Below are 20,754 nucleotides of genomic sequence, written 5' to 3' on the forward strand. Positions count from 1 at the left end.
AGCGGGCTCCATTGCAGCGAATGCCACAGCGCGATCTCGGTCACGTAGCTGCGGTAGTCGAGCATGCGGTTGAGTTCCGGGTGGATGTGCGGGACGTGGTAGCCCTCGAGGTAGTTGTCGACGTACACCTTCCAGTCGCAGCCGATCTCGTAGGCGACGCGGCGCTGGAATGCGTAGCCCTCGAGTGCGCGCGCGCCGACGCGCTCGTCGATGCCGTCGAGCAGCGCGCCGAGCGGTGGAACCTCGCCGAGCGCGACGAACACGAGGCCCTGCCACTGCGCGATGCGCGCTTGCGGCAGGTGCACCGCGCCGATGTCGAAGTGGCGCGCGGCCTCCATCTCGGGCGCGCTCTGCAGGCGGCCGTCCAGCGCGTAGGTCCAGCCGTGGTAGTGGCAGCGCAGCCGCTTCGCGCCGCGGCCGTCGCACAGCGCGAGCGGACCGGCGCGATGGCGGCAGACATGGTGCAGCGCGCGCAGCTCGCCGTCTTCGCTGCGCACGATCACGAGCGGAACGCCGGCCACTTCGGTGACGACGTGGTCACCGATGCCGGACAAGTGCGCCGCATGCGCGGCCAGCTGCCAGCTGCGGGCGAATACCGCGCGGCGGTCGAGCGCTTGCGCGGCGGCGCCGACGTAGTGGTGGGCCGCTAGCGCCGACGCGGTGGCGAGCGGTTGCGCGGCGAATTCGGGATGCGTGGAACCGGTGGCCATCGTGCGCTTCCGTTGCCTCGAGGCCAGTATCCGGGCACGCAGGCCGCGCGCGCAACGCCCGGTCCGCGACAGCCGAACTGATACGATAGCCCGCATGACCCCGTCGATTCCGCTGACGGCGCGCGAGCGCCGCGAATTCTGGCTGTTCATGCTGTTCGCGCTCGTCGTGCTCGGTGCCGGCATCGGCCTGCGCGACCCATGGCCGGCCGACGAGCCGCGCTTCGCGCTCGTCGCGAGGCAGATGGTCGAGTCGGGCGACTGGCTGTTCCCGCATCGCGGCCGCGAACTGTATTCGGACAAGCCGCCGATGCTGTTCTGGCTGCAGGCATCGGCCTACGAGCTGCTGCGCAGCTGGCGCGTGGCCTTCCTGCTGCCATCGCTGCTCGCGGGCCTGCTCACGCTCGGCCTCGTCTGGGATCTCGGCCGGCGCCTGTGGAATCCGCGCGCGGGCCTGTACGCCGCGATCGGCGTGCTGTTCGCGTTCCAGTTCACCTTCCAGGTCAAGCGCGCACAGATCGATCCGCTCGTGATGGGCTGGATCACGCTCGCGAACTGGGGATTGCTGCTGCACTTCCTGCGTGGCCCGAACTGGCGAGCGTACTGGCTGGGCTGCTTCGCGGCGGGCCTCGGCGTGATCACCAAGGGCGTCGGCGTGCTCGCCCTCCTGATGTTCGCGCCGTACCTGTTCGCGCGATGGCGCGGCTGGGATGGCGTCGTGCGCACGTCCGGCGCGGGCCTGCGCTGGTGCGGTGGCGTGCTCGCATTCCTCGCGCCGATCCTCGCCTGGGGAGGCAGCGTGCTGCTCGTCGCCCGATCGAGTGCGACGCCCGAGTACGCCGCGTACGTCAATGACCTGTTCTTCCACCAGACGGCGGGCCGCTATGCCGGCTCGTGGTCGCATCCGCAACCGTTCTGGTACTACCTGCCCGTGGTGACGTTGCAATGGCTGCCGTTGTCGCTCGCCTACATCGGTGCCGCGCCGCGCTGGGTGGCCGACCTGCGCGCGCGCGACGCGCGCGTGCTGCTGCCACTCGGCTGGGCGCTGCTGATCGTGCTGTTCTTCAGCATCCCGACCGGCAAGCGAGAGGTGTACGTGATGCCGGTGCTGCCGATGGTCGCGCTCGCGCTCGCACCGCACCTCGAATCGATCGTCGCCTCGCGCTGGCTGCGCGTGACCGCGTTCGTCTTCGCCCTTGTCGCCGGCCTGGCCTTGGTCGGCGCCGGTGCCTGGGCCCTGCTCGGACATTCGCCGGCGGCGGGGGATTTCCTGCGGCGACGCGAACTCGAGGACCTCGGCCACGCCGTCTGGGGCATGTTCGTCGCGATCGGCGCGGTGTTCCTGCTTGCCTGCGCGCGGCTGCGCGCACGGCGCGGCGTGCACGCGCTGCTCGCGGGTATCGCCGGCCTCTGGATCGCATGGGGCGCATGCGCGTACCCGCTGCTCAACGATTCGAGTTCGGCCGCGGGCGTGATGCGCCGCGCGCGCGAAATGGCCGGCGCCGACGTCGAAATCGGCCTGGTCGCGTGGAAGGAACAGAACTTGCTGATGGCGGTGGGCCCGGTGCGCGATTTCGGCTTCCGCGCGCCGCGCGACCGCCAGTTCGTCGAAGCGGCACGCTGGCTCGCCGAAGCGCCCGCACAGCGGCGGATCTTCATCCTCGACCAGGCGATGGACGCCGCAGGTGCCTGCGTCGATCGCGCGAAGGCGCGGCGCGTCGGCCAGGCGAACCGCCGTGAATGGTTCCTGCTCGACGAGCAGGCGATCGTCCCCGGCTGCATGCCTTCGCCACCGGCGTCGGCGGACGACGCCGACGACGCGGATCCATGATGCGCATCCGCGCATGCATGGTGCTTGGCGCGAAGGCGACGGTTTTCGATGACGACGATGTATCGCTTCGATGACTTCGAATTGAACCCGGCCACGCGCGAACTGCGCAGGGACGGACGCCTGCTGCCGTTGCCCGCTCGCGCCTTCGATTGCCTTGCGTACCTCATCGAACATCGCGAACGCGCGGTCGGTCGCGACGAACTCATCGCCGCGGTATGGGGCAGGGTGGAGATCAGCGATGCGCTGCTCGGCCACACGATCGTGCGCATCCGCCGCAGCCTCGGCGACACCGGCAACGAACAACGCACGATCCGCACGGTGCCGCGTTTCGGCTATCGCTGGGCGTTGCCGCTCGAGGTCGTGCCGGGCGAGCCGGCGCCGGCCATGCCCGAACCCGCGATCGAGCCGTCGTTCGAGGATGCGGCGGTCGATGCGCCCGCACAGCCCGTCGACGCGATCGACGATGCGCAACCGCGCGCTTCATCGCCGGCGCGATCGCGACGCGTGATCGTGGCGATCGCATTCGCCGCGGTCGTGCTCGGCATGCTCGGCTACGCCGCATGGCAACGCGCCACGCGCGTCGTGCTCGTACCTTCGTCGAAGCCGGTCGTGCCGGCGGTCGCCGCTGCGGACGGCGATGCAGCGATCGCCGTGGCCGCGCTCGTGCTGCCGGCCGATGTCGACGCGCCGGAGGAATGGCGCTGGCTGCGCCTGGGGCTCATGGACCTCGTCGCCAACCGCCTGCGGGCCGGCACCTTGCCGACCGCGCCGAGCGAGAGCGTGGTGAGCCTGCTGCGCCAGCGGGGCGGCGCCGACACGGCCGACCTGCTGCACGATCCCGCGCTCGCGCAGGCCGCCGCGATGCGCGTGCTGCCGCACGTCGGATTCGTCGACGGGCGCTGGCGCGTGCGCCTAGAGGCGTTCGGCACGCAGCGTTCGCTGGACGCCGAGGCCGAAGCCGGCGATGCGATCGTGGCCGCACGCGACGCGGCCGACGCGTTGCTGCGCAAGCTCGGCAAGCAGCCACGTGCGGCATCGCCGGGCGATGCCTCGCCTGAACTCGAGGAACTCCTGCAACGCAGCGGTGCGGCGATGCTCGCCGACCAGCTCGACCAGGCGCGCGTATTGCTCGAGGCGGCGTCGCCGGCGCTCAAGGCGTCGCCGCGCGTCGAGCATCGGATGGCGCAGATCGAACTGCGCAGCGGCGACTACGATGCCGCCGAGACGCGCATGCATGCACTCGTCGATCGCCTGCCGCCGGGGCGCGACGATGCCCTGCGTGCGCGCGCGATGCTCACGCTCGCCGCGGCGCAGGTGCGGCGCAACCACACCGAACTCGCGACCGACCTCTACGACGACGCGATCGCACTGCGCACAGGCGCGGGCGATCACGAAGTACTCGGCGTCGCGCGCCTCGGCCGTGGCGCGTTGCTCGCGAAGCAGGGACGCTACGCCGAGGCGACCGCACAGCTGTCGCAGGCACGCACGGACCTCGCCACCGTCGGCGACGGCCTCGGTGTCGCCAGCGTCGACGTCAACCTCGGCGAGTTCCAGCGCATGCGACACCGGCCGGCCGAAGCGCTCGGCGTGCTCGAGAGCGCCGTGCGCCAGTTCGAACGCCTCGGCGCGAGGGAAGGCCTCGCGTACGCGCTCGCACAGCAGGTGCTCGCCGAGAGCGAACTACTCGACGTCGATGCCGCCTTCGCGACGAGCGAGCGCGCGTGGCCGCCCGAGGCGAACACGAACAATCGGCGTATGCGTTGGGAACTCACGCGCGTGCGCGCGCTCGCGCTGGTCGGTGTCGGGCGCGTCGCCGAGGCGCAGGCACTGCTCGCGCAGATCGACCGGGACGCCGACGCCCAGCGCGACGCAGTGACCCGTGCGCAAGCGGCGCTGCTCGCCGCGGTGATCGCCGATCGCGGCGGCGATACCGCCCTGGCGGATTCACGGCTCGAACGGGCGCGCGTGCCGGCGCTGCGCGCCGCCGCCCCCGCTGACTGGACGCGCGCGCTCGTGTTGCATGCGCGCGTGCAGCGCGAGCGCGGCGACCTCGCTGCAGCGGCGGCGACCACCGAGGCATTGCAGGCCGATGCGGGCGGCGACGACTGGCGCCGGCTGCAGGCGGCGCTCGCGGCGGCGGGGCAAGCCTGGGCCGAACACCGCCGCGAAACCGCGCTCGAGCGCTTCGCGCAGGCGATGCAGTCGGCGGAGGCCCTCGGCGTGCCGGAGGACCTGGTCGCGGTCGGCGCTCCGTACCTTTCCGCGCTCGTCGATGCAAGCCAGCTCGATGCCGCGCGCGTGGTCAGCGGACGCATCGCCGTCTGGGCCGATCGCGATGTACGCGCGGCCGGCGCGCAGGCTCGCCTGTTCCGTGCGCTCGGCCAGGATGACGCCGCGCGCGTGGCGGCCGACAACGAGGCACGCCTGCTCGCCGGCTATGCCGGCCTCGCCGCGAACCGTTCGCGCTGAACCAGTCGCGTGCGCGACGCATGCAAACGCGTGTGCCCGGCTCGAGCAGGAGCCGCGCCGCGTCTGCGACCGCTGTGCTCCGGCGAACGAAGCGCCCTCGTCGTGGACCGGGCGTCTTCGAGCGCCTTGAATGCAACGCCTTGTTTTCACGGTGTTTGCATCGATCGCGACACGCAGTACATCGATCGCGCATCATTGCTGCATCGATGCGACATGTGCCGGTGCGGGCGTCGGGCGAGGATCGCCGGGTCTCCCGTCGCCCCGGCGTCGGGGCCGCGCGCAACGCTCGTCGGCGTCGGCGCGTCCACCCTTCACCCTGTCGAGGAATACCGAATGAAGTGGTTGCGCACCGTGGTTTCGTTGTGCTTCGGCGTGTCGATCGTGGCCGGAACGGCTGCTGCGCAGACGCTGCACCCGGTCGATGCGGGTGGCGGCGCGCTGTCGACGCCGGCCGTCCATGGCCAGTACCTGTACGTCGGCACCGGTGCGACCGTGAACGCCTGGGACATGAGCGACCCGACCCACCCCGTGTATGCCGGTCGCACCGGCGCGAGCCCCGCGCCCGGACCGATCAGCAGCCTCGCGGTCGTCGGCGACTACCTCTATGCGGCTTGGAGCTCGATGGGGATCAGCGCGGGCATCACGATCTATTCGCTCGCCGATCCCGCGCATCCGCTCGGCGTCGCCGAGTACGACGACTATGTCGATTCGGAATTCTTCGGCCCGGTCGGGATCGTCGCGTCTGGCAACCACATCTACCTGGGCGACGCGCAGAACGGCCTCTTCGTGCTCGACACGAGCAACCCGACCACGCCGAGCGTGATCGGCCAGACGTCGGACATCTATGCGTTCGACGCGATGGCGATCAACGGCACGCAACTGCTCACGAGCGGCAGCAGCTTCCTCGGCGATCGCCTCGTCTACGCGGTCGACGTATCCGATCCGACCTCGCCGACGGTCGAAGGCAACGCGATGCTGGACGGCGGTTCGGTGCTGCGCGCCGTGCTCACCGACGGCTATGCGATCGGCGTCGGCAACGACCTGCTCGTCTACGACACCCATGACGGCGCCAACATCACCCAGGTGTATGCGACGGCGATCGATCAGGCGACCGGTGCGATCCGGCTCGGCGACGTGCTCTACCTCGTCGGCGACAGCGGTATCCAGGTGTGGGATTTCGGCACGCCGACGGCGCCCTCGCTGATCCGCACGGTGCCCGCGCCGACGTTCGCGCCGGACCAGGCCGCGGTGACGCCGTTCGGCCCGCTCGTGCTCACCCACACCGATCGCGCCGTGCTGCTCGGCACCGCCGATCCGCTGCAACCGACGCTCGCGGCGCAGTTCAGCGTGCCGGTCGGCGTCTCAGTGCACGCGGCCGCTTTCGACGGCGCGCACGCTTACTTCGCCGAGGAAGGTTACGGACTCGGCGTCGCCGATGGGGCCACGCTGGCCCCGCTCGGCCGCTACGACGCCGACCTGCCGCCGTACCTCGCCGCACGCGACATGGAGGACATCTCGGTCGACGGCGGTCGCGCCTATCTCGCCGCGTGGGGCTACGGCGTGCTGATCGCCGACGTCGCCGATCCGGCGGCGCCGGTCGAACTGGGTCGCTTCGAGTTCCCATTCGCCAGCGCGATCGAAGCGCACGGAGACCGCGTGTACGTCGCGAGCACGACCAATGGCGGCATCTTCAAGGTGCTCGACGTCAGCAATCCCGCGTCGCCGCAGGAACTGGGTGCGATCCTCTCCAGCCAGACCTACGACCTCACCGTGCGCGGCAACTACGCGTTCCTCGTCGACGGCGCCAACTTCGGTGACGGCGGCCTGCGCATCGTCGACGTCTCCAACCCGACCGCGCCGGCCGTGGTCGGCCAGGAACAGAGCTGCCCCTTCGCGAACGGCATCTTCGTCAGCGAGGACGGCAACACCGCGTACGTCGCGTGCAGTTCCGACACCACCTTCGCCAACGCGCTGCAGGTGATCGACACGAGCAACAAGGCGCAGCCGCTGCTGCTCGGCAGCCTGGCGCTGCCGGGCCTGCCGCCGAACCTCACCGATTACAACGACGCACATTCGGTCGTCGTGGTCGGCGACACGGCGTACGTCGGCAATGAATTCGGCCTCGACGAAGTCGACGTGAGCAACCCGGCCGCACCGACCTGGAGTGCGCGCCACGACACCGGCTATACCGTGCGCAAGGTCGAACGTGCGCCCGACGGCAGGGTGTTCGCCTTCACGTCGATCGGCGGCGTCTTCGTGTACGCGCCGCCGGTGGGCGATGCGATCTTCGCCGACGGTTTCGACGGCTAGCGATTCCTCGCCAGTGCGGATCCGGCACGCAGCGCCGGATCCGCTGAACCTGCAGTGCAGGGCGGATCACGGCGCGCCGGATACGCCGCTGCTGCGACGCGATCCGCGCGCGCCCGCAAGGCCTCAGAAGAACTCCTCCATCCAGCGCACGAATGCTTCGCGCTTGCGCCGCGAGATGCGCCGGAACGCGACCAGCAGCCGATCCTCGAATTCGTCCGCGGCGAGCTCCCCGATTTCGATCGCCGGCGGCTCTGCCACCCCTTGCACGGCCGCTCCCCGGCCCGTGGCGAGCCATTCGAACGACACGCCACAGACGGTGGCGATACGCTCCAGATGCTCGGCCGTCGGCGAGGTGCCACTCGGCAACTCCCATTGCGCCACCGCGCTCGCGCCGACGCCGATCGTCTCGGCGAGCTTGGCTTGCGTGAGTCGTGCCAGGCGACGGGCATGCCTGATCCGATTCGGGCGCGGTCCCGTAAACGCGTGCTCCCGTATGTCGCGTTCCTTCACTTCGGCGTCCCTCAGCGATGCTGCTTGTTTAGTGATTTTGAGCGTATTTCCTCAGGCGGCCTTCCTGCAGGCGAAAAATGCGAGGGGATATTCGGCGCTTCCACCACGAAGCCCAGCAAAACTGTATTGCAGCGAGGGAATTTCCACCTTGTGACACCTCGACGATCCGAAGAAAGATTGCCCAACGCGTTCAAGTTTATACCTATACACGCAGGGCCCGCGTCACCGAGGTCGCTCGCACGAACCCAGGACCGCAAGCATTGCAACGGGATCCCCGCCACCCTCTGAATGGCCGGGAATACCCCACGAACCGATGGACGCCGCCCCCGCGGCGACCAGGACGCGATCCGCGATCGCAAGGAAGACGGTGCGCCGCACCGTTTCGGATGTCGTAGCTACGGGAGAAATGCGATGACTGTGCATCTGGCAAACGTTCGCAAGGCGGCCCTGGCCGCCGCGCTGTTCCTCGGCCCCGCCGCCGCCTACGCGGCGAACCCGGTCGGCAACGCGGAAGCGCATGATTTTTCGATCCATATCAACCTCATCGGCCTCACCTCGCTGGACGTCGCCTCGCAGACCAGTGCCAGCCTGGTCGACGTGGTCGACAGCGCCGCCGATTCCGACCAGCTGCCGTCGATTTCGATCAGCGATCCGCTGAACCTCATGTCGCTGAACTCGGGTGAATTGATCGCAGAAACCGAGTACGTTGGCAATGCCGTTTCGGCGATCGCCGCGCAGTCGACTGTCGCCGACCTCGACCTCAGCGTCGCGACCGCCCTCCTCGACGTGCTCAGCCTCGGTTCCGGCGTGATCCGCTCGACCACGACCATGTCCGGCTATTGCCCCGCCGCGGCGTCCAATGCTCCGCGGTCGCTGCTCGGCGACTTCGTGTTCGGCTACGGCTTCGACCAAGGCAACCTCAACGGTGGCGGCGACCCCGGCGGCGGTCTCGGCGGCGGCCTCGGCGGGCTCCCGCCGGGCGGAGTCGACCTCATCGATCCCTCGGTCACGATCCTCGGCATTCCGGTGCCGGGCCTGCCGACGAATCCGCCGCCGAACACCTCGATCGATCTGTCCGCACTCGGCATCGCCGGCGTGACGCTCGTCCTCAACGAGCAGACGCGCACGGGTGACGGCGTGCACTCGCTCACCCTCGCCACCAATGGCATCCACCTCGGCTTGAACGTGGCCGGCCTCGTCACTGGTGACGTGATCGTCGCGCATTCCGAAGTCGGCATGGCTTGCCCCTGAGCGCAGGCGGGCTTCGCGCATCGGCCCGGTTTCGCTCGTCCACCGGCCGGATCCAGGGATCGGATCCGGCCAGGGACTACCCGTACCTCGACTTTCCCCGGAACAGCACCAGGAGCATTTCCATGTTCCCGAAGAATCCCTGCGCCCACGATTCGCACGTTCCGCTCGACGCCCTCGAGCGCGGCTGCGACGATTCGGCCCAGCTCTGTTCACTCGGCGAGCCGATGACCGACGCGCAGCTGCAATTGCGTGCCGAGCTCGTCGCGAAGATCCTCGAAACCCGCACCAAGCTGCGCATGATCCGCGACAAGGCCGAGGAGCTGCAGCTCGCGCTTGAGCGTTTCACCGCGACGCGCGGCACGCGACGGGCATGAGCGCGGCGATCATGCACAAGGGCGAGTTCGTTCCCGGCATGGCGGTCCGGCCGATCGGCAGCATGCACGTGATGACGCTCGGCGGCACGCCGGACGAGTGGATCTGCTCGTGGTACGACAACGACGAGCACCGTGCGATGCGTTACATGCCGGAAGACCTCGAAGCCGTGTGCATGCTGGTCGGCGACATGCTCGATGGCGACGCCGGCGACCGGCTCGATGCCGACACGCCGTCGGATGACGGCGCCTGGGTGCGCATCGGGTACGAGGACGTGGCGTTGCTGCGCCTCGACGAAGACTGAAGCGGCCACGAGGCGGAGCGGGGGCGCGGCGCCATCCTGCTAGACTCGAAGGCAGCAACCGACCGCCGAGCCGCCAAGTGGAAGACAACACCGCGCCGCACGGGCGCCCGACCATCGAACTCGATCCGATCGAGGCGCGCATCATCGGTTGCCTCGTCGAAAAGGCGGCGACGACTCCGGAGGCCTATCCGCTCACGGAGAATGCGATCCTCGTCGCCTGCAACCAGAAGACCAGCCGCGAGCCGGTCATGCAGCTGGAGCCCGGCACCGTCGCGCACGCGCTGCGCGCGCTCGAGGGCAAGGGACTGGTCAAGGTGGCGCCCTCGTCGCAGCGCGCGCTCCGCTACGAACATCGCTTCGATGTCCATTGGGGAACGACCGCGCGCCAGCGCGCCGTACTCTGCGTGATGCTGCTGCGCGGCCCGCAGACGCTCGCCGAACTGCACACGCGCACCGACCGCCTCGCCGAATTCCCGAGCCTGGACGACGTGCGCGACACGGTCGACCGCCTGATCCAGCGCGAACCCGCGCTGGTCGTGCGCGTGCCGCGTGCACACGGGCAGCGCGAGGACCGCTACATGCACCTGCTCGGTGGCGCGGTCGACGTCGATGCGCTCGCCGCGGCCGCGTCGTCGTCGCCGTCGCCGTCCACCGCGCGAGCGGACCTGGCCGAGCGCGTCGAACGCCTCGAAACGGAACTGGCCGCGCTGCGCGAAGCCTTCGACGCATTGTGCCAGCGCATCGGCGACGCCTGAGCACCGCCGTTCGCCCGTAGCCGCGGAGGTCGAATCCATGCGCCGCCTGCAGATCGTCGCCCTGGGTTTGCTGGTCGCGGCCGGCAATGCTCCCGCCGCTCCCACGGTCACCCAAACCGGCTGGCTCGAAGGCGCCTCCTACCGCGTCGACATGCCCGCAGGCTGGACGCGGGGCGGCGGCCTCGTCGTGTTCTTCCACGGCTATTCGGACGCGTCCATCGAGTTCGGCGAGGACGAACGTCTCTCGCCGATGTTCGAGCCGATGCTGCATGAAGGCTACGCGGTGATCCAGTCCGGCTATACGCGCCCCGGCTGGGCGATCGAGCAGGGCAGTGCGGACAGCGAGCGCCTGCGCGCATGGTTCGTCGGCAAGCATGGCGCGCCCGGCCGGACGTTCGCGATGGGCATGTCGATGGGCGGCACGCTCACCGTGCATGCGCTCGAGACGCATCCGGATGCATACGATGGCGGTCTTTCGCTGTGCGGCGCGATCGAACCGTCCGATCGCATGATGCAGCGGGACTTTGCGGTCCGCGCCGCGTTCGACTGGTACTTCCCGGGCATATTCGGCCCGCTCGTGCCGGTCGCCGACGATTACCGGGCCGACGACGCGATCGTCGCGCGCGTGGTCGCCGCGATGCGCGCGGACCCGAACGCGGCCGCGTCGCTGCGCGCGATCTACGGCGCCGGCGACATCGACAATCTGCCGGGCGTGATCGCCGCGATCACCTACGACGTGAAGGAAATGCAGCAGCGCACGCACGGCAACCCGTTCGGCAATGCGGACCTCGTCTACACCGGCTCGGCCGACGACGACGCGCTCAACGACGGCGTCAAGCGCTACCACGCCGATCCGGAGGCCGCGGCCTACATGGCGCGTTGGTACACGCCCACCGGCAAGCTGGCCAAGCCCCTGCTCGCGCTGCACGACACGCGCGACCCGCTGGTGATCGCATCGAGCGCGTTCGAGTACGCGCTCGTCGTGCAGCGCGCCGGCCACGCGCGAAACTTCGTGCAGCAGTACGTGAAACGCGAAGGCCACTGCGTATTCACGCCGGCCGAGATCGGCAAGGCATTCGACAGCCTGGTCGAATGGTCGCGCAGCGGAAAGCGGCCGCCGTCGGGCGCGCAGCCCTGATCGTCCGCTCCTGCGTCCGCAGGGCATTCCGAACGATCGGCCCAACGAATGATCGCTCCCACCAGCTGGGTTGTCGGAGCAATGGTCTTCGCCGGACGACGCACCGCCCCTGCGCCCAGCGCGAACGGGAAATTCCTTTCGCGTGCCAGCGTCGCTTCCGTGGGAGCGGCTTCAGCCGCGATGCCCGGCTCTGCAGGTGGGTGCAACCGCCGCAGACGTCCCGACGGTGCATGACCGTCCCTCCACCGCGCGCTATCGCCACACCACCCTTGACGCCGCCCCCGCCTGCGGCTTTAATACGCGGCCCCGCTGCAGTCCGTTCGGACCGCACGCAAGCAAGACATCCTGGCCGGGTAGCTCAGTTGGTAGAGCAGGGGATTGAAAATCCCCGTGTCGGCGGTTCGATTCCGTCCCCGGCCACCATTGCATCAATGACGGGCTTCAACTGCCTTCTGCCGAAACTTCGGCTGCGGCCGTCTTGTGTGGCCTTGATCCGACGCGTCGGCTCACCTTTGCGGACCAGCTCGCTGATGCAGGTGCGAGTGGGACCGCGGAGTTGCGTCCGGTCCCCAACGTCTTCGGCCTCGAAGCAAACAGCTCGATTCCGGCATTCGCCGGAATGACGGCGTTCGCTTTCTGCTTGATTGCATCCGTGAAATAAGCCCACGAGCATCGCGGCCTGCGCCGCTTTACCAATGCGGCCGGCGCTCGACACTCGCCACGCCCGCGCCGAGGCGGAAAGTTTTTCCGCTCGACAACTTCGCCCCGAGCGCGTACGGTGAGGTGGCCCATCCATCTGCCTTGGCGCGCGGCGTAGCAGCGTCCCGATCACGGGCTGCTTCGCATCTCGGTCCGCGTGCTGCCGGTGGTCGTACTCCCTGCCGCTCTGATCATGCGGCCGCAAGGCTGCCGAACATGTCTCTACCGATCGCGTCGAGCTGGCGCTGGACGGTCATCGCGACCGTCGAGGTCGATGCACGCGCCTCTTTCGTCCTTCTTTTGCCCAAGCAAGCGACCGGCTATCGCATGACGCAGCGCGCGGCCGCACCGAACGGTTACGCATGGATCGATGTCCTCGTCGATCTCTCCAACGACATGGCCCGCGTCGCCGACGTGGCTCGTGCCGTGCTTACCGAATTGTCGGAGAGCGGGCTTGCCGGGTTCCGCGTGGTCACGGGTGCACACTTCCTTGCGGTGGGTGGTCGCGCCTGAGGGCGGCGTATGAGCAGCCTCATCTTCAGCAAGCATCGCGCCGGCCCCGCGACGTTCTACCTCAGGCAGGACAATCGCCTCGAAGTCCATGTCAACGGCGCGGTGCTCGCGATCGTTTCTGACGAGGAGGTCGATCGGCACATGTTGGTCGGGCCGCAGGGGATCGAGAAACTCGCGCAGATCGTCATCGATTCGCTGCCGCAGAGCCTCGACATCGATCACATGCCGGTCCGCGCATGGTTGCGCCTGTGGCAGCACTGCAATTACGGAAGCGACTGATGCGACCCGCTTTCGCGAACGCGCGGGTGCTGCAGTTCCAGTTCCGTCTCGCGCGCGGCCTGTCGATCGGGCCCACCGCATTGAAGCACCTGTGGTCCGCCGCATGCGGCTGCGGAGACGTCGCCGTGTCGCGCGAACCGACGCGCACGGACGAGGAGCGGTCCGGCCATCGCTATTCGCTGTGGGCGCCGCCGCACCGCTTCGATCCCGCGGTCGTCGAAGACCGGCTGCGGGCGACGCTGGAGGCACGTTTCTCGAAGGGCGGCGTCATGCTTTTCCGCCTCGACAGCGTGCCCCGCGTGAAATGATCCTCATGCTCCGGCGGTTCTCCATTCGCCTTACCGACCATTCCACCAGGAGACATCCATGATCACATTGGACGTGCGCGGCCTGCCCAAGTCGATGACCGACAGTTCGTTGCAGGCGCTTTTTTCGCAGCATGGCCGCGTGTTCGGCTTGCGCATGGCGCGCGACCTTTTCAGCGGCGAGTGCCGCGGCTTCGCCCAGCTCGAGATGGAAGGGCACGAAGCACGCGGCGCAGTGGCGGCTTTGAACGGCTCGACCCACGACGGCGCAACGATCCGCGTCGCGCTGCATGAGGAGCGAGCCAGGCAGCGTCGTCGCTGAGGGCGCGCGCGGGCACTCACGCCGCCGGCCTGCGAGTGGCGCACAGCGCGATGCAGGCACCGATCGTTTCCGCAACGATGAACATCGGTACGCCAGGCGGCGCGATGCCCGCGAACGAATCGCTGAACATGCGGCCGAATGCCGCGGCGGGATTCGCGAACGAGGTGGAGGAAGTGAACCAGTACGCCGCGCCGATGTAGGCGGCGACGAGCGCCGCGACCTTCTCCCTGGGCGCGCGCAGCACCACGAAGAGCAGGCCGGCGGTCGCCACGACTTCGCCGAGCCACAGTCCCCAGCCGCTGCGCGCGTGGCTCGACCACTGCATTACCGGCAGGCCGAACATCGCATTCGCGAGCCCGGCCCCCGCGGCGGCGCCGGCGAGCTGTGCGAGGACATACGGGCCGATCGCGCGGCGTTCCAGGTGTCCGCGAAATGCGAGCACCGCGGTCACGAGGGGATTCATGTGCGCCCCGCTGATCGGACCGAACACTTCGATCAGCACGTAGAGGATCGCGACGGTAGCGCCCGTATTCGCGAGCAACGCGACTGCCGCGTTGCCGTCGGCGAGTTGCTCGCCCATGATGCCGGAGCCGATCACCGCGCCGATGAGCACGCCGGTCGCGGTGAACTCCGCGGCGAGCCGTTCGCGCAGCGGCCTCACGCGTCTGCGACCGTGAAGGCCGCGAGCCCGGGGCAGATGCCTGATTGGGTTTGTGCGACCGCGCAGCGGATCGTCGTCACGTCGCGCGCCCGATTTCGCGCAAATGCGCCTGCGCGGACACTCGGTCGAGCTTGTCGAGCGGCAATGAGAGCAGCAGCTCGACGCGTCGCCGCAGCGTGGCCATCACGCTGCCGTAGGCACGGCGCTTCGTATCGTCATCGCCCTCGACTGCGGCGGGGTCCGGCACGCCCCAATGCGCCTGCGCGGGATGACCCGGCCAGATCGGGCAGGTTTCGGCCGCCGCGTTGTCGCACACGGTGATCACGATATCGATCTGCGGTGCGCCGGGTGCGGCGAACTCGTCCCAGCTCTTGCTGCGCAAGCGATCGGCCGGATAGCCGAGTCTGGTCGCGAGGTCGGCGGCGATCGGTTGCACGCGTCCCACAGGCTGGCTGCCGGCGCTGAACGCCTGGAAGCGTCCTCTGCCGAGCGTGCCGAGCAAGGCTTCCGCGAGGATGCTGCGCGCGGAATTGCCGGTGCAGATGAAGAGGGTGTTGTGCATCCGTTCACCCGCAACGCGACGTGGACGCGGGGCCGCAGCAGGCCGCCTTCGCTTCCTTCGCGGCCGGTACCGGGCCGCAGCACGCCGCGTGGTCGGTCGGCGCGAAGTAGGTCGTGGCCTCGCCGTGCGTCTGGAACGTTTCCCAGCGAAGGCCCTGCGGATCCTCGGACCAGTACTTGTCCGAGCGGGCATAGCAGCACGTCGTGCCGGTCTCGGCGAGCTTGACCGCATCGGCAGCGGAGAGGCGCGCGCCGATCTGCGCGAGCTCGTCGGCCGTGTCGGCCTGCAGGCCGAGATGATCGACACCGGCGACGCGATCGCGGTGCGAGATCGCGAAATTGATGCGCGGGTCGTCGAGCATCCACTTGGCGTAGTCGGGTTTGACGACGACGGGTGCCGCCGCGAACAGCTGCGAGTAAAACGCGATGCTCGCGTCGAGGTCGGAGACGTTGACATGCACGTGGAATCGTTTCATGGCTGGCTTCTCCGCTTGGGTTTCGGCTGGCAGGCGCGGTCCGGCGTGCACGCATCGCCAGCGCAGCAGTTTTCGGTCAGGTAGGCGAGCAGGTCGTTCATGCGCACGTAGTCGGCGCGCACGCGGATGACGCGCCCCTGCCGCTCGTCGACGACGAGCCCGGCCGCGCGCAGCACGTTGAGGTGCGCGGTGAGGGTGGCGGGCGGCAGTTCGAGCTGGTCGCGCAGCTCGCCTACCGACAGACCGTGGCGCCCGGCCTGCACGAGGCAACGATAGGCGGCAAGGCGCGAGGCGTGGCTGAGCGCTCCGAGCGTGGCGACGGCGTGATCGGCATCCATAATTCGATTATTCCGGAATCATCGAATCATGTCAACGCGAACCGCCGGAACCTGTTGGATCAACATCCATCCACGCATGAGGGCAGTAGGGTCCGCCTAAGGCCGGGATGCGTACCGTGCGCCACGGCGGGCCTTGGCCAAGTCCCGCCGGACAACGATCAGCCAGGACGGGTGCGGGTCATGGCGTGCGGAACTATTGCCGGGGGGAAAGGAGCGTCTCGCGTTTCCCGCGCCTCGCAGCGGCTTCACCGTGCCGCAGGCCGTGCTTGCGGTTGGCGAGTTCCTGCGCCTCGTCGAGCGAATGACTTTCCTTGACCCCGCCGCCTTCGGCCGCGCGGCGCGAGAGTTCGCAGTAGAACGCGCGCAGGATCTGCAATTCCTGCTCGTCGAGATCCTCCACCGCGACGACGCGATTGCTGGCCAGTTCGTGCGCGGCGAGCAGCTCGTTGAGCTTGATGTGGATCGCGAGGCTGTCCTTGTTCTGCGACTGCTGGATCAGGAACACCATGAGGAAGGTCACGATCGTCGTGCCGGTGTTGATGACGATCTGCCACGTCTCCGAGAAGTGGTAGTAGGGCCCGGTCGCGGCCCAGACGACCACGGCGGCGAAGGCGAGCAGGAACGCCCCGGGCGAGCCGACCCAGGACGTGATGCGGCCGGCGAGTCGGTCGAAGACCGAATGCCGGCCGCGCAGCCGTATGCGCGGGCGCGCGCGCGCACCGTGCGAAGCCGTCGTCACGACAGCAGCTCGGCCTTGCGTGCTTCGAGCTGCTCGCCGAGCGCGGCGAGTTCCTCGCGCGAGAAGAGCTTGCGCGCGCGCGGGAACATTTCCTTCTCTTCCTCGTCGGCGTGATGCTCGACGAGCTCCTTGAGCACCTTGGCGCGACCGCTGAACTTCTCGCTGCCGGGGTCGGTGCCCAGCAGATCCGGCAGCACGAGGTCGCCGGCGGCGCGGTGTTCCTCGAGCGCCTCGAAGTACATCTTGTCGTCGTCGCTCTTTTCGCCCGCGGCCTTGAATGCGGGATAGAAGATCTCTTCCTCGATCGTCGTGTGGGCCTTGAGCATCATCGCGATCTTCTCAACCACGTCACGCCGCTTCTTGAGCGCACGCGTCGTCGTGGCTTCGAGCGTCGCGAGCAGTTCGCGGACTTCGTCGTGGTCGTTCTTCAGCAACTTGATCGCATCCATGGGTCGTCTCCGGCAGCGGCGTGTGGACGGAAATTCGTGGTGCGCGCACCGTGCCGGATGCGAGCCTGTCGCAGGCTGAATGCCCGCGGGTGGAGACAGGACGGATTCAGCGCCGTCGCCTCGCGCTTGCGCGAACGAGCGGCGTAGAGCGCGCGAAGAGGTCCCACTGGCTCGCGCAGCTGCACTGCGGCAGAAGGGCTTCAGTCCGGCGCCCGTGGCCCCATCGATGGCCGGTGATCGCGAGACGCCGGCCGGGGGCGAGAAGCGCTCGTTGCGACGATCGCCACGGAGCCGCTCGTCGGATCGTGCGTGAGGCGCGAATGCTCAGCCGCGCGGGCGGGCGGGAGGTGTCGGTGGCGGCGGCATGCGGCGACGTGCAGGTTTCGCGGGTGCCGGCGAATCACGCTCGTGAACGATCGCGTCGATCTTCGCCTGGACCTGCTGCCAGTCTTCGTCGACCGGCGTCGGGATCGCCATCGATCTCGTGCGTTTCGCCATGATCGTTCCTCGCGCCTGCAGCCGGTACTGCGATGGCGACATCTTCCCGCGCGACCTGCATTCGCCGATGAACCGGTGTGAAGCCGCTTCAGCCGCGATTCGAATCGCGGCTGGAGGCGAACTGCAGGCGATCAGTGCTCCGGTGCGACATAGCCCGCGGGCTTCTCGGAGCCGCCGCCGAAAAAGTACTTCTCCATTTCCGCCGCGATGAACGTGCGCGTGGCGGGGTCAAGCGGGTTGAGTCGGTTCTCGTTGATGAGCATGGTCTGGTGCGCGAGCCATGCGGCCCAGGCTTCCTTCGATACCTGCTCGTAGATGCGCTTGCCGAGTTCGCCGGGCCACGGCGCGAAGGCGAGGCCTTCGGCATCGCGGCCGAACTTCACGCAGTGCACGGTGCGCGTCATCGTGATTCCTCCAGTTGCATGAGCAGTTTGCGCACGGGCGCGGGCAGGCCGAGTGCGGCATGGTCGTTCGCGTCGTGCCAGCGCGCGTCCGCGTCCGCGACGCGCGTCGCGCGCGCACCCTCGAACAGCAATGGCGTGACGTCGAGGCGGTAGTGGCTGAACATGTGCACGAACGGCGCGAGCGCGCGCGGTGTCGGCGCGGCGATGCCGTGGCGCTCGAGCAGGCGCGCCGCCGCCATCGTGGCGTCGTCGACTTCGGGCAGGCTCCAGAGCCGCGCCCACACGCCGGTCGGCGGGCGCCGCTCGAGCAGCACGCGTCCGCATGCATCGCGCACGACGAGCATCGTCGTGCGGCGCGTCGGCATCGTGCGCCGGGGCTTGGGCTGCGGCAGCACGGCGCCGAGGTTGTCGCGCCGCGCGACACAGCCACCGGCGACGGGGCAGGCATCGCAGCGCGGCCGGCTGCGCGTGCAGACCGTCGCGCCGAGATCCATGATCGCCTGTGTATAGTCGGCGACGCGCAGCGCCGGCGTGTGTTCATCCGCATGCGTCCACAGGACGCGTTGCGTCGCGGTCGCGCCGGGCCAGCCGGACACGCCATGCCAGCGTGCGAGCACGCGCTTGACGTTGCCGTCGAGGATCGCCTGACGTTCGCCGTGCGCCTGCGCTAGGATCGCGGCCGCGGTCGAGCGGCCGATGCCGGGCAGCGCCGCGAGCGCGTCGATGTCGCGCGGGAGGTCGCCTGCATGCGTTTCCATGCAGAGCCGTGCGGCGCGATGCAGGTTGCGCGCTCGGCTGTAGTAGCCGAGGCCGGACCAGAGCGCCAGCACGGCGTCTTCATCGGCCGCAGCGAGCGATGCGAGGTCGGGCAGCGCCGCGACGAAGCGTTCGAAATACGGGATCACCGTGCGCACCTGCGTCTGCTGCAACATGATTTCGCTGAGCCAGACGCGATACGGCGTGCGCGGATGCTGCCATGGCAGGTCGTGGCGGCCGTGGCGGTCGTACCAGGCGAGCAGCGCGCCGGCGAATGCGTCGCTCATCGCGACCCCGGCGCGTCGTCACGCACCTCGACCTTCAGGCCTTCGATGCGCGTTTCGCCGATCTGTGCGGAGTCGACCCGCACCGTGCCGGCGACCGGCGGCACGAGGTCGGGGGCGGCGGGGTCCCACGCGCGCAGCCACGCCGCGAGATCGGCGCGGTTGGCGAGATCGATCGTGACGCCATCGGCGAGCGGCCGGCCGCCGTGGAGGATGCGACCGTCCTCGACGTGCAGCGCGAAGCGCACGTCGGGGATGGGCGAACGCGAAGGCGGCAACGCGGCGAGCCATGCCTGCAATGCGTCGAGATCGAGCACCGGCCGCACGAGTTCGATCGACTCGATCTCCAGCTGCGACGACCAGAGGCTGTGCCATGGCATCGCCGCGCGCAATGCATCCGCCTGCAGCACGCGCGTGCCCCCCGCGACGAGTTCGGCTTGCGGCAACACGGCGCGCAGGCGCGGCAGGAAGGCGTAGCCGGCGTCCCCGCCGAGGCGCAGCTCGGCGCCGAGATCGTCGCGCACGCGTTCGACGAGCAGCGCGGTGATGCGTTGCGGCCGGGTGTAATGATGCACGAGGAAGGCGCCGGCGATGCCGAGCGCGACCAGCACGAGCAGCAGGCGCAGCCACCACCGCCGCCGGCGCGGCCGCGCGGCGGGTGCCTCAGCCATGGCCGAGCGTTGCGGGCAGGAGGCCGTCCACGAACGCGGCGGCGTCGAACACGCGCAGGTCCGCCGCGCGTTCGCCGAGGCCGACATAGCGGATCGGCAGGCCGAACTCGCGCGCGAGCGCGAACACGACGCCGCCCTTGGCGGTGCCGTCGAGCTTGGTCACGGCCAGGCCGCTCACGCCGATGGCGCCGCGGAACGTACGTACCTGGTTGATCGCGTTCTGCCCGGTAGTGCCGTCGAGCACGAGCAGTACCTCGTGCGGTGCCTCGGGATCGAGTTTGCCGAGCACGCGGCGGATCTTGGCGAGTTCATCCATGAGGCCGGCCTGCGTGTGCAGGCGCCCCGCCGTATCGGCGATCAGCACTTCGGTGCCGCGCGAGCGCGCGGTCTGCAGCGCGTCGAAGATCACGCTGGCCGAATCCGCGCCGGAACCCTGCGCGATCACGCTGACCGCGTTGCGCGTGCCCCAGGTCTGCAATTGTTCCACCGCGGCGGCGCGGAAGGTGTCGCCGGCGGCGAGCAGCACGCTGCGGTGTTCGTCCTTGTAGCGGTGCGCGAGCTTGCCGATCGTGGTCGTCTTGCCGACGCCGTTGACGCCGACGGTGAGGATCACGAATGGCCTGCGGCCGCCGGCGCCGACGTCGAGCGGCTGCTCGACGGGCTTCAGGCGCGCGACGAGGTCCGTGCGCAGCGCAACGAGCAGCGCGTTCGCGTCGGCGAACTCGCGCTTGTCGACGCGGCGGCGCAGCTCGTCCATGAGTTCGGTCGTCGTCGCGACGCCGACATCGGCGGTGAGCAGGCAGGTTTCGAGTTCGTCGAGGAACGCATCGTCGAGCGCCGGATGGCGGCGGAAGATCGAGGCGAGTCCGCGCGCGAAGCCGCTGCCGGCGAGGCGATCGCGCCAGCTGCGGCGCGCCGGCGCGTCGTCTTCGACGTCGGGGGCGGCCGCATCGGCGGGGTCGGCGGACGCATCTTCGGCAGCCACGGTTCCGGCGGCGAGGCCGGCGGCGCCGCTGGCCGCCGCATCGATCACGTCCTCGCCGAGCGCTGCCGGTGCGAGCGGCAGTGGCGCGACCGGCTCCACGGCCGGGACGGCGGGCGTGGCCTTTTCCTCGGCCGGTGGCTTCTTCTTCCAGAACTTCAGCATCGCGG

At 69.2% G+C, this 20,754-nt stretch carries 24 protein-coding genes and 1 tRNA gene; 13 read left to right on the forward strand and 12 right to left on the reverse strand.

Annotation, left to right across the window (positions count from 1 at the left end; genetic code table 11):
- Positions 1–710, reverse strand: a 710-nt coding sequence (locus ACTHK2_RS19140) for an aromatic ring-hydroxylating oxygenase subunit alpha (RefSeq protein ID WP_440247333.1), incomplete at its 3' end; no start/stop codon positions are given.
- Positions 711–804: 94 nt separating this feature from the next.
- Between ACTHK2_RS19140 and ACTHK2_RS19145 the strand changes: the two genes are divergently transcribed.
- The 3 genes from ACTHK2_RS19145 to ACTHK2_RS19155 all read left to right on the forward strand — a co-directional run bounded on the left by ACTHK2_RS19145 (position 805) and on the right by ACTHK2_RS19155 (position 7,317).
- Positions 805–2,538: an ArnT family glycosyltransferase gene (locus ACTHK2_RS19145; protein WP_440247334.1), complete on the forward strand. Its 1,734-nt coding sequence runs from the start codon at positions 805–807 to the stop codon at positions 2,536–2,538.
- A gap of 48 nt (positions 2,539–2,586) precedes the next feature.
- A complete protein-coding gene (locus ACTHK2_RS19150; RefSeq protein ID WP_440247335.1) occupies positions 2,587–5,007 on the forward strand; it encodes a winged helix-turn-helix domain-containing protein in 2,421 nt (806 codons plus the stop codon).
- Between the two features lie 333 nt (positions 5,008–5,340).
- On the forward strand, positions 5,341–7,317 hold the full coding sequence (locus ACTHK2_RS19155; protein WP_440247336.1) for an LVIVD repeat-containing protein: 1,977 nt from the start codon (positions 5,341–5,343) through the stop codon (positions 7,315–7,317).
- 123 nt (positions 7,318–7,440) lie between these two features.
- On the opposite strand, the gene ACTHK2_RS19160 is transcribed toward ACTHK2_RS19155, so the two are convergent.
- Complete coding sequence (locus tag ACTHK2_RS19160; RefSeq protein WP_440247337.1) at positions 7,441–7,827, reverse strand: helix-turn-helix domain-containing protein; 387 nt, start codon at positions 7,825–7,827, stop codon at positions 7,441–7,443.
- A gap of 411 nt (positions 7,828–8,238) precedes the next feature.
- Between ACTHK2_RS19160 and ACTHK2_RS19165 the strand changes: the two genes are divergently transcribed.
- The 10 genes from ACTHK2_RS19165 (at position 8,239) to ACTHK2_RS19210 (ending at position 13,765) form a co-directional block, all read left to right on the forward strand.
- The gene (locus ACTHK2_RS19165; protein ID WP_440247338.1) at positions 8,239–9,078 is read left to right on the forward strand and encodes a hypothetical protein; all 840 of its coding nucleotides are present in this window, start codon (positions 8,239–8,241) and stop codon (positions 9,076–9,078) included.
- A gap of 122 nt (positions 9,079–9,200) precedes the next feature.
- Complete coding sequence (locus ACTHK2_RS19170; RefSeq protein WP_440247339.1) at positions 9,201–9,452, forward strand: hypothetical protein; 252 nt, start codon at positions 9,201–9,203, stop codon at positions 9,450–9,452.
- Positions 9,449–9,754 (forward strand): hypothetical protein, encoded by a 306-nt coding sequence (locus tag ACTHK2_RS19175; RefSeq protein WP_440247340.1) that lies wholly within the window; start codon positions 9,449–9,451, stop codon positions 9,752–9,754. Before ACTHK2_RS19170 ends, ACTHK2_RS19175 begins: the two co-directional genes overlap by 4 nt.
- Before the next feature lie 77 nt (positions 9,755–9,831).
- Complete coding sequence (locus ACTHK2_RS19180) at positions 9,832–10,509, forward strand: YceH family protein (protein WP_440247341.1); 678 nt, start codon at positions 9,832–9,834, stop codon at positions 10,507–10,509.
- Between the two features lie 37 nt (positions 10,510–10,546).
- Complete coding sequence (locus ACTHK2_RS19185) at positions 10,547–11,647, forward strand: alpha/beta hydrolase family protein (RefSeq protein ID WP_440247342.1); 1,101 nt, start codon at positions 10,547–10,549, stop codon at positions 11,645–11,647.
- A 347-nt stretch (positions 11,648–11,994) separates the two neighbouring features.
- Positions 11,995–12,070: transfer RNA gene (locus ACTHK2_RS19190), tRNA-Phe, on the forward strand.
- A 492-nt stretch (positions 12,071–12,562) separates the two neighbouring features.
- Positions 12,563–12,859, forward strand: coding sequence for a hypothetical protein (locus ACTHK2_RS19195; protein WP_440247343.1), 297 nt, complete (start codon positions 12,563–12,565; stop codon positions 12,857–12,859).
- 9 nt (positions 12,860–12,868) lie between these two features.
- A complete protein-coding gene (locus ACTHK2_RS19200; RefSeq protein ID WP_440247344.1) occupies positions 12,869–13,138 on the forward strand; it encodes a hypothetical protein in 270 nt (89 codons plus the stop codon).
- On the forward strand, positions 13,138–13,446 hold the full coding sequence (locus ACTHK2_RS19205; RefSeq protein WP_440247345.1) for a hypothetical protein: 309 nt from the start codon (positions 13,138–13,140) through the stop codon (positions 13,444–13,446). Before ACTHK2_RS19200 ends, ACTHK2_RS19205 begins: the two co-directional genes overlap by 1 nt.
- A 58-nt stretch (positions 13,447–13,504) precedes the next feature.
- The gene (locus tag ACTHK2_RS19210) at positions 13,505–13,765 is read left to right on the forward strand and encodes an RNA recognition motif domain-containing protein (protein WP_440247346.1); all 261 of its coding nucleotides are present in this window, start codon (positions 13,505–13,507) and stop codon (positions 13,763–13,765) included.
- A gap of 16 nt (positions 13,766–13,781) precedes the next feature.
- On the opposite strand, the gene ACTHK2_RS19215 is transcribed toward ACTHK2_RS19210, so the two are convergent.
- The 10 genes from ACTHK2_RS19215 to ftsY form a co-directional block, all read right to left on the reverse strand.
- The gene (locus tag ACTHK2_RS19215) at positions 13,782–14,426 is read right to left on the reverse strand and encodes an aquaporin (protein WP_440247347.1); all 645 of its coding nucleotides are present in this window, start codon (positions 14,424–14,426) and stop codon (positions 13,782–13,784) included.
- 76 nt (positions 14,427–14,502) lie between these two features.
- The gene (locus ACTHK2_RS19220) at positions 14,503–14,988 is read right to left on the reverse strand and encodes an arsenate reductase ArsC (RefSeq protein ID WP_440247348.1); all 486 of its coding nucleotides are present in this window, start codon (positions 14,986–14,988) and stop codon (positions 14,503–14,505) included.
- 4 nt (positions 14,989–14,992) lie between these two features.
- The gene (locus ACTHK2_RS19225) at positions 14,993–15,463 is read right to left on the reverse strand and encodes an ArsI/CadI family heavy metal resistance metalloenzyme (RefSeq protein WP_440247349.1); all 471 of its coding nucleotides are present in this window, start codon (positions 15,461–15,463) and stop codon (positions 14,993–14,995) included.
- Complete coding sequence (locus ACTHK2_RS19230) at positions 15,460–15,801, reverse strand: ArsR/SmtB family transcription factor (protein WP_440247350.1); 342 nt, start codon at positions 15,799–15,801, stop codon at positions 15,460–15,462. Before ACTHK2_RS19230 ends, ACTHK2_RS19225 begins: the two co-directional genes overlap by 4 nt.
- Before the next feature lie 193 nt (positions 15,802–15,994).
- Positions 15,995–16,540, reverse strand: coding sequence for a low affinity iron permease family protein (locus ACTHK2_RS19235; protein WP_440247351.1), 546 nt, complete (start codon positions 16,538–16,540; stop codon positions 15,995–15,997).
- Positions 16,537–16,989, reverse strand: coding sequence for a hemerythrin domain-containing protein (locus tag ACTHK2_RS19240; protein WP_440247352.1), 453 nt, complete (start codon positions 16,987–16,989; stop codon positions 16,537–16,539). The genes ACTHK2_RS19235 and ACTHK2_RS19240 overlap by 4 nt, the downstream gene beginning before the upstream one ends.
- Positions 16,990–17,618: 629 nt before the next feature.
- Positions 17,619–17,891 (reverse strand): oxidative damage protection protein, encoded by a 273-nt coding sequence (locus tag ACTHK2_RS19245; RefSeq protein WP_440247353.1) that lies wholly within the window; start codon positions 17,889–17,891, stop codon positions 17,619–17,621.
- Entirely contained in the window at positions 17,888–18,934 is a 1,047-nt protein-coding gene (mutY, locus tag ACTHK2_RS19250) for an A/G-specific adenine glycosylase (protein ID WP_440247354.1), read from the reverse strand. Before mutY ends, ACTHK2_RS19245 begins: the two co-directional genes overlap by 4 nt.
- Positions 18,931–19,602, reverse strand: a complete 672-nt coding sequence (locus ACTHK2_RS19255) for a hypothetical protein (RefSeq protein WP_440247355.1) — start codon at positions 19,600–19,602, stop codon at positions 18,931–18,933. Before ACTHK2_RS19255 ends, mutY begins: the two co-directional genes overlap by 4 nt.
- Entirely contained in the window at positions 19,595–20,749 is a 1,155-nt protein-coding gene (gene ftsY, locus ACTHK2_RS19260) for a signal recognition particle-docking protein FtsY (protein WP_440247356.1), read from the reverse strand. The genes ACTHK2_RS19255 and ftsY overlap by 8 nt, the downstream gene beginning before the upstream one ends.
- Positions 20,750–20,754 lie beyond the last annotated feature (5 nt).

The sequence above is a fragment of the Dokdonella sp. genome, assembly GCF_051958935.1.
Taxonomy (GTDB): Bacteria; Pseudomonadota; Gammaproteobacteria; order Xanthomonadales; family Rhodanobacteraceae; genus Dokdonella_A.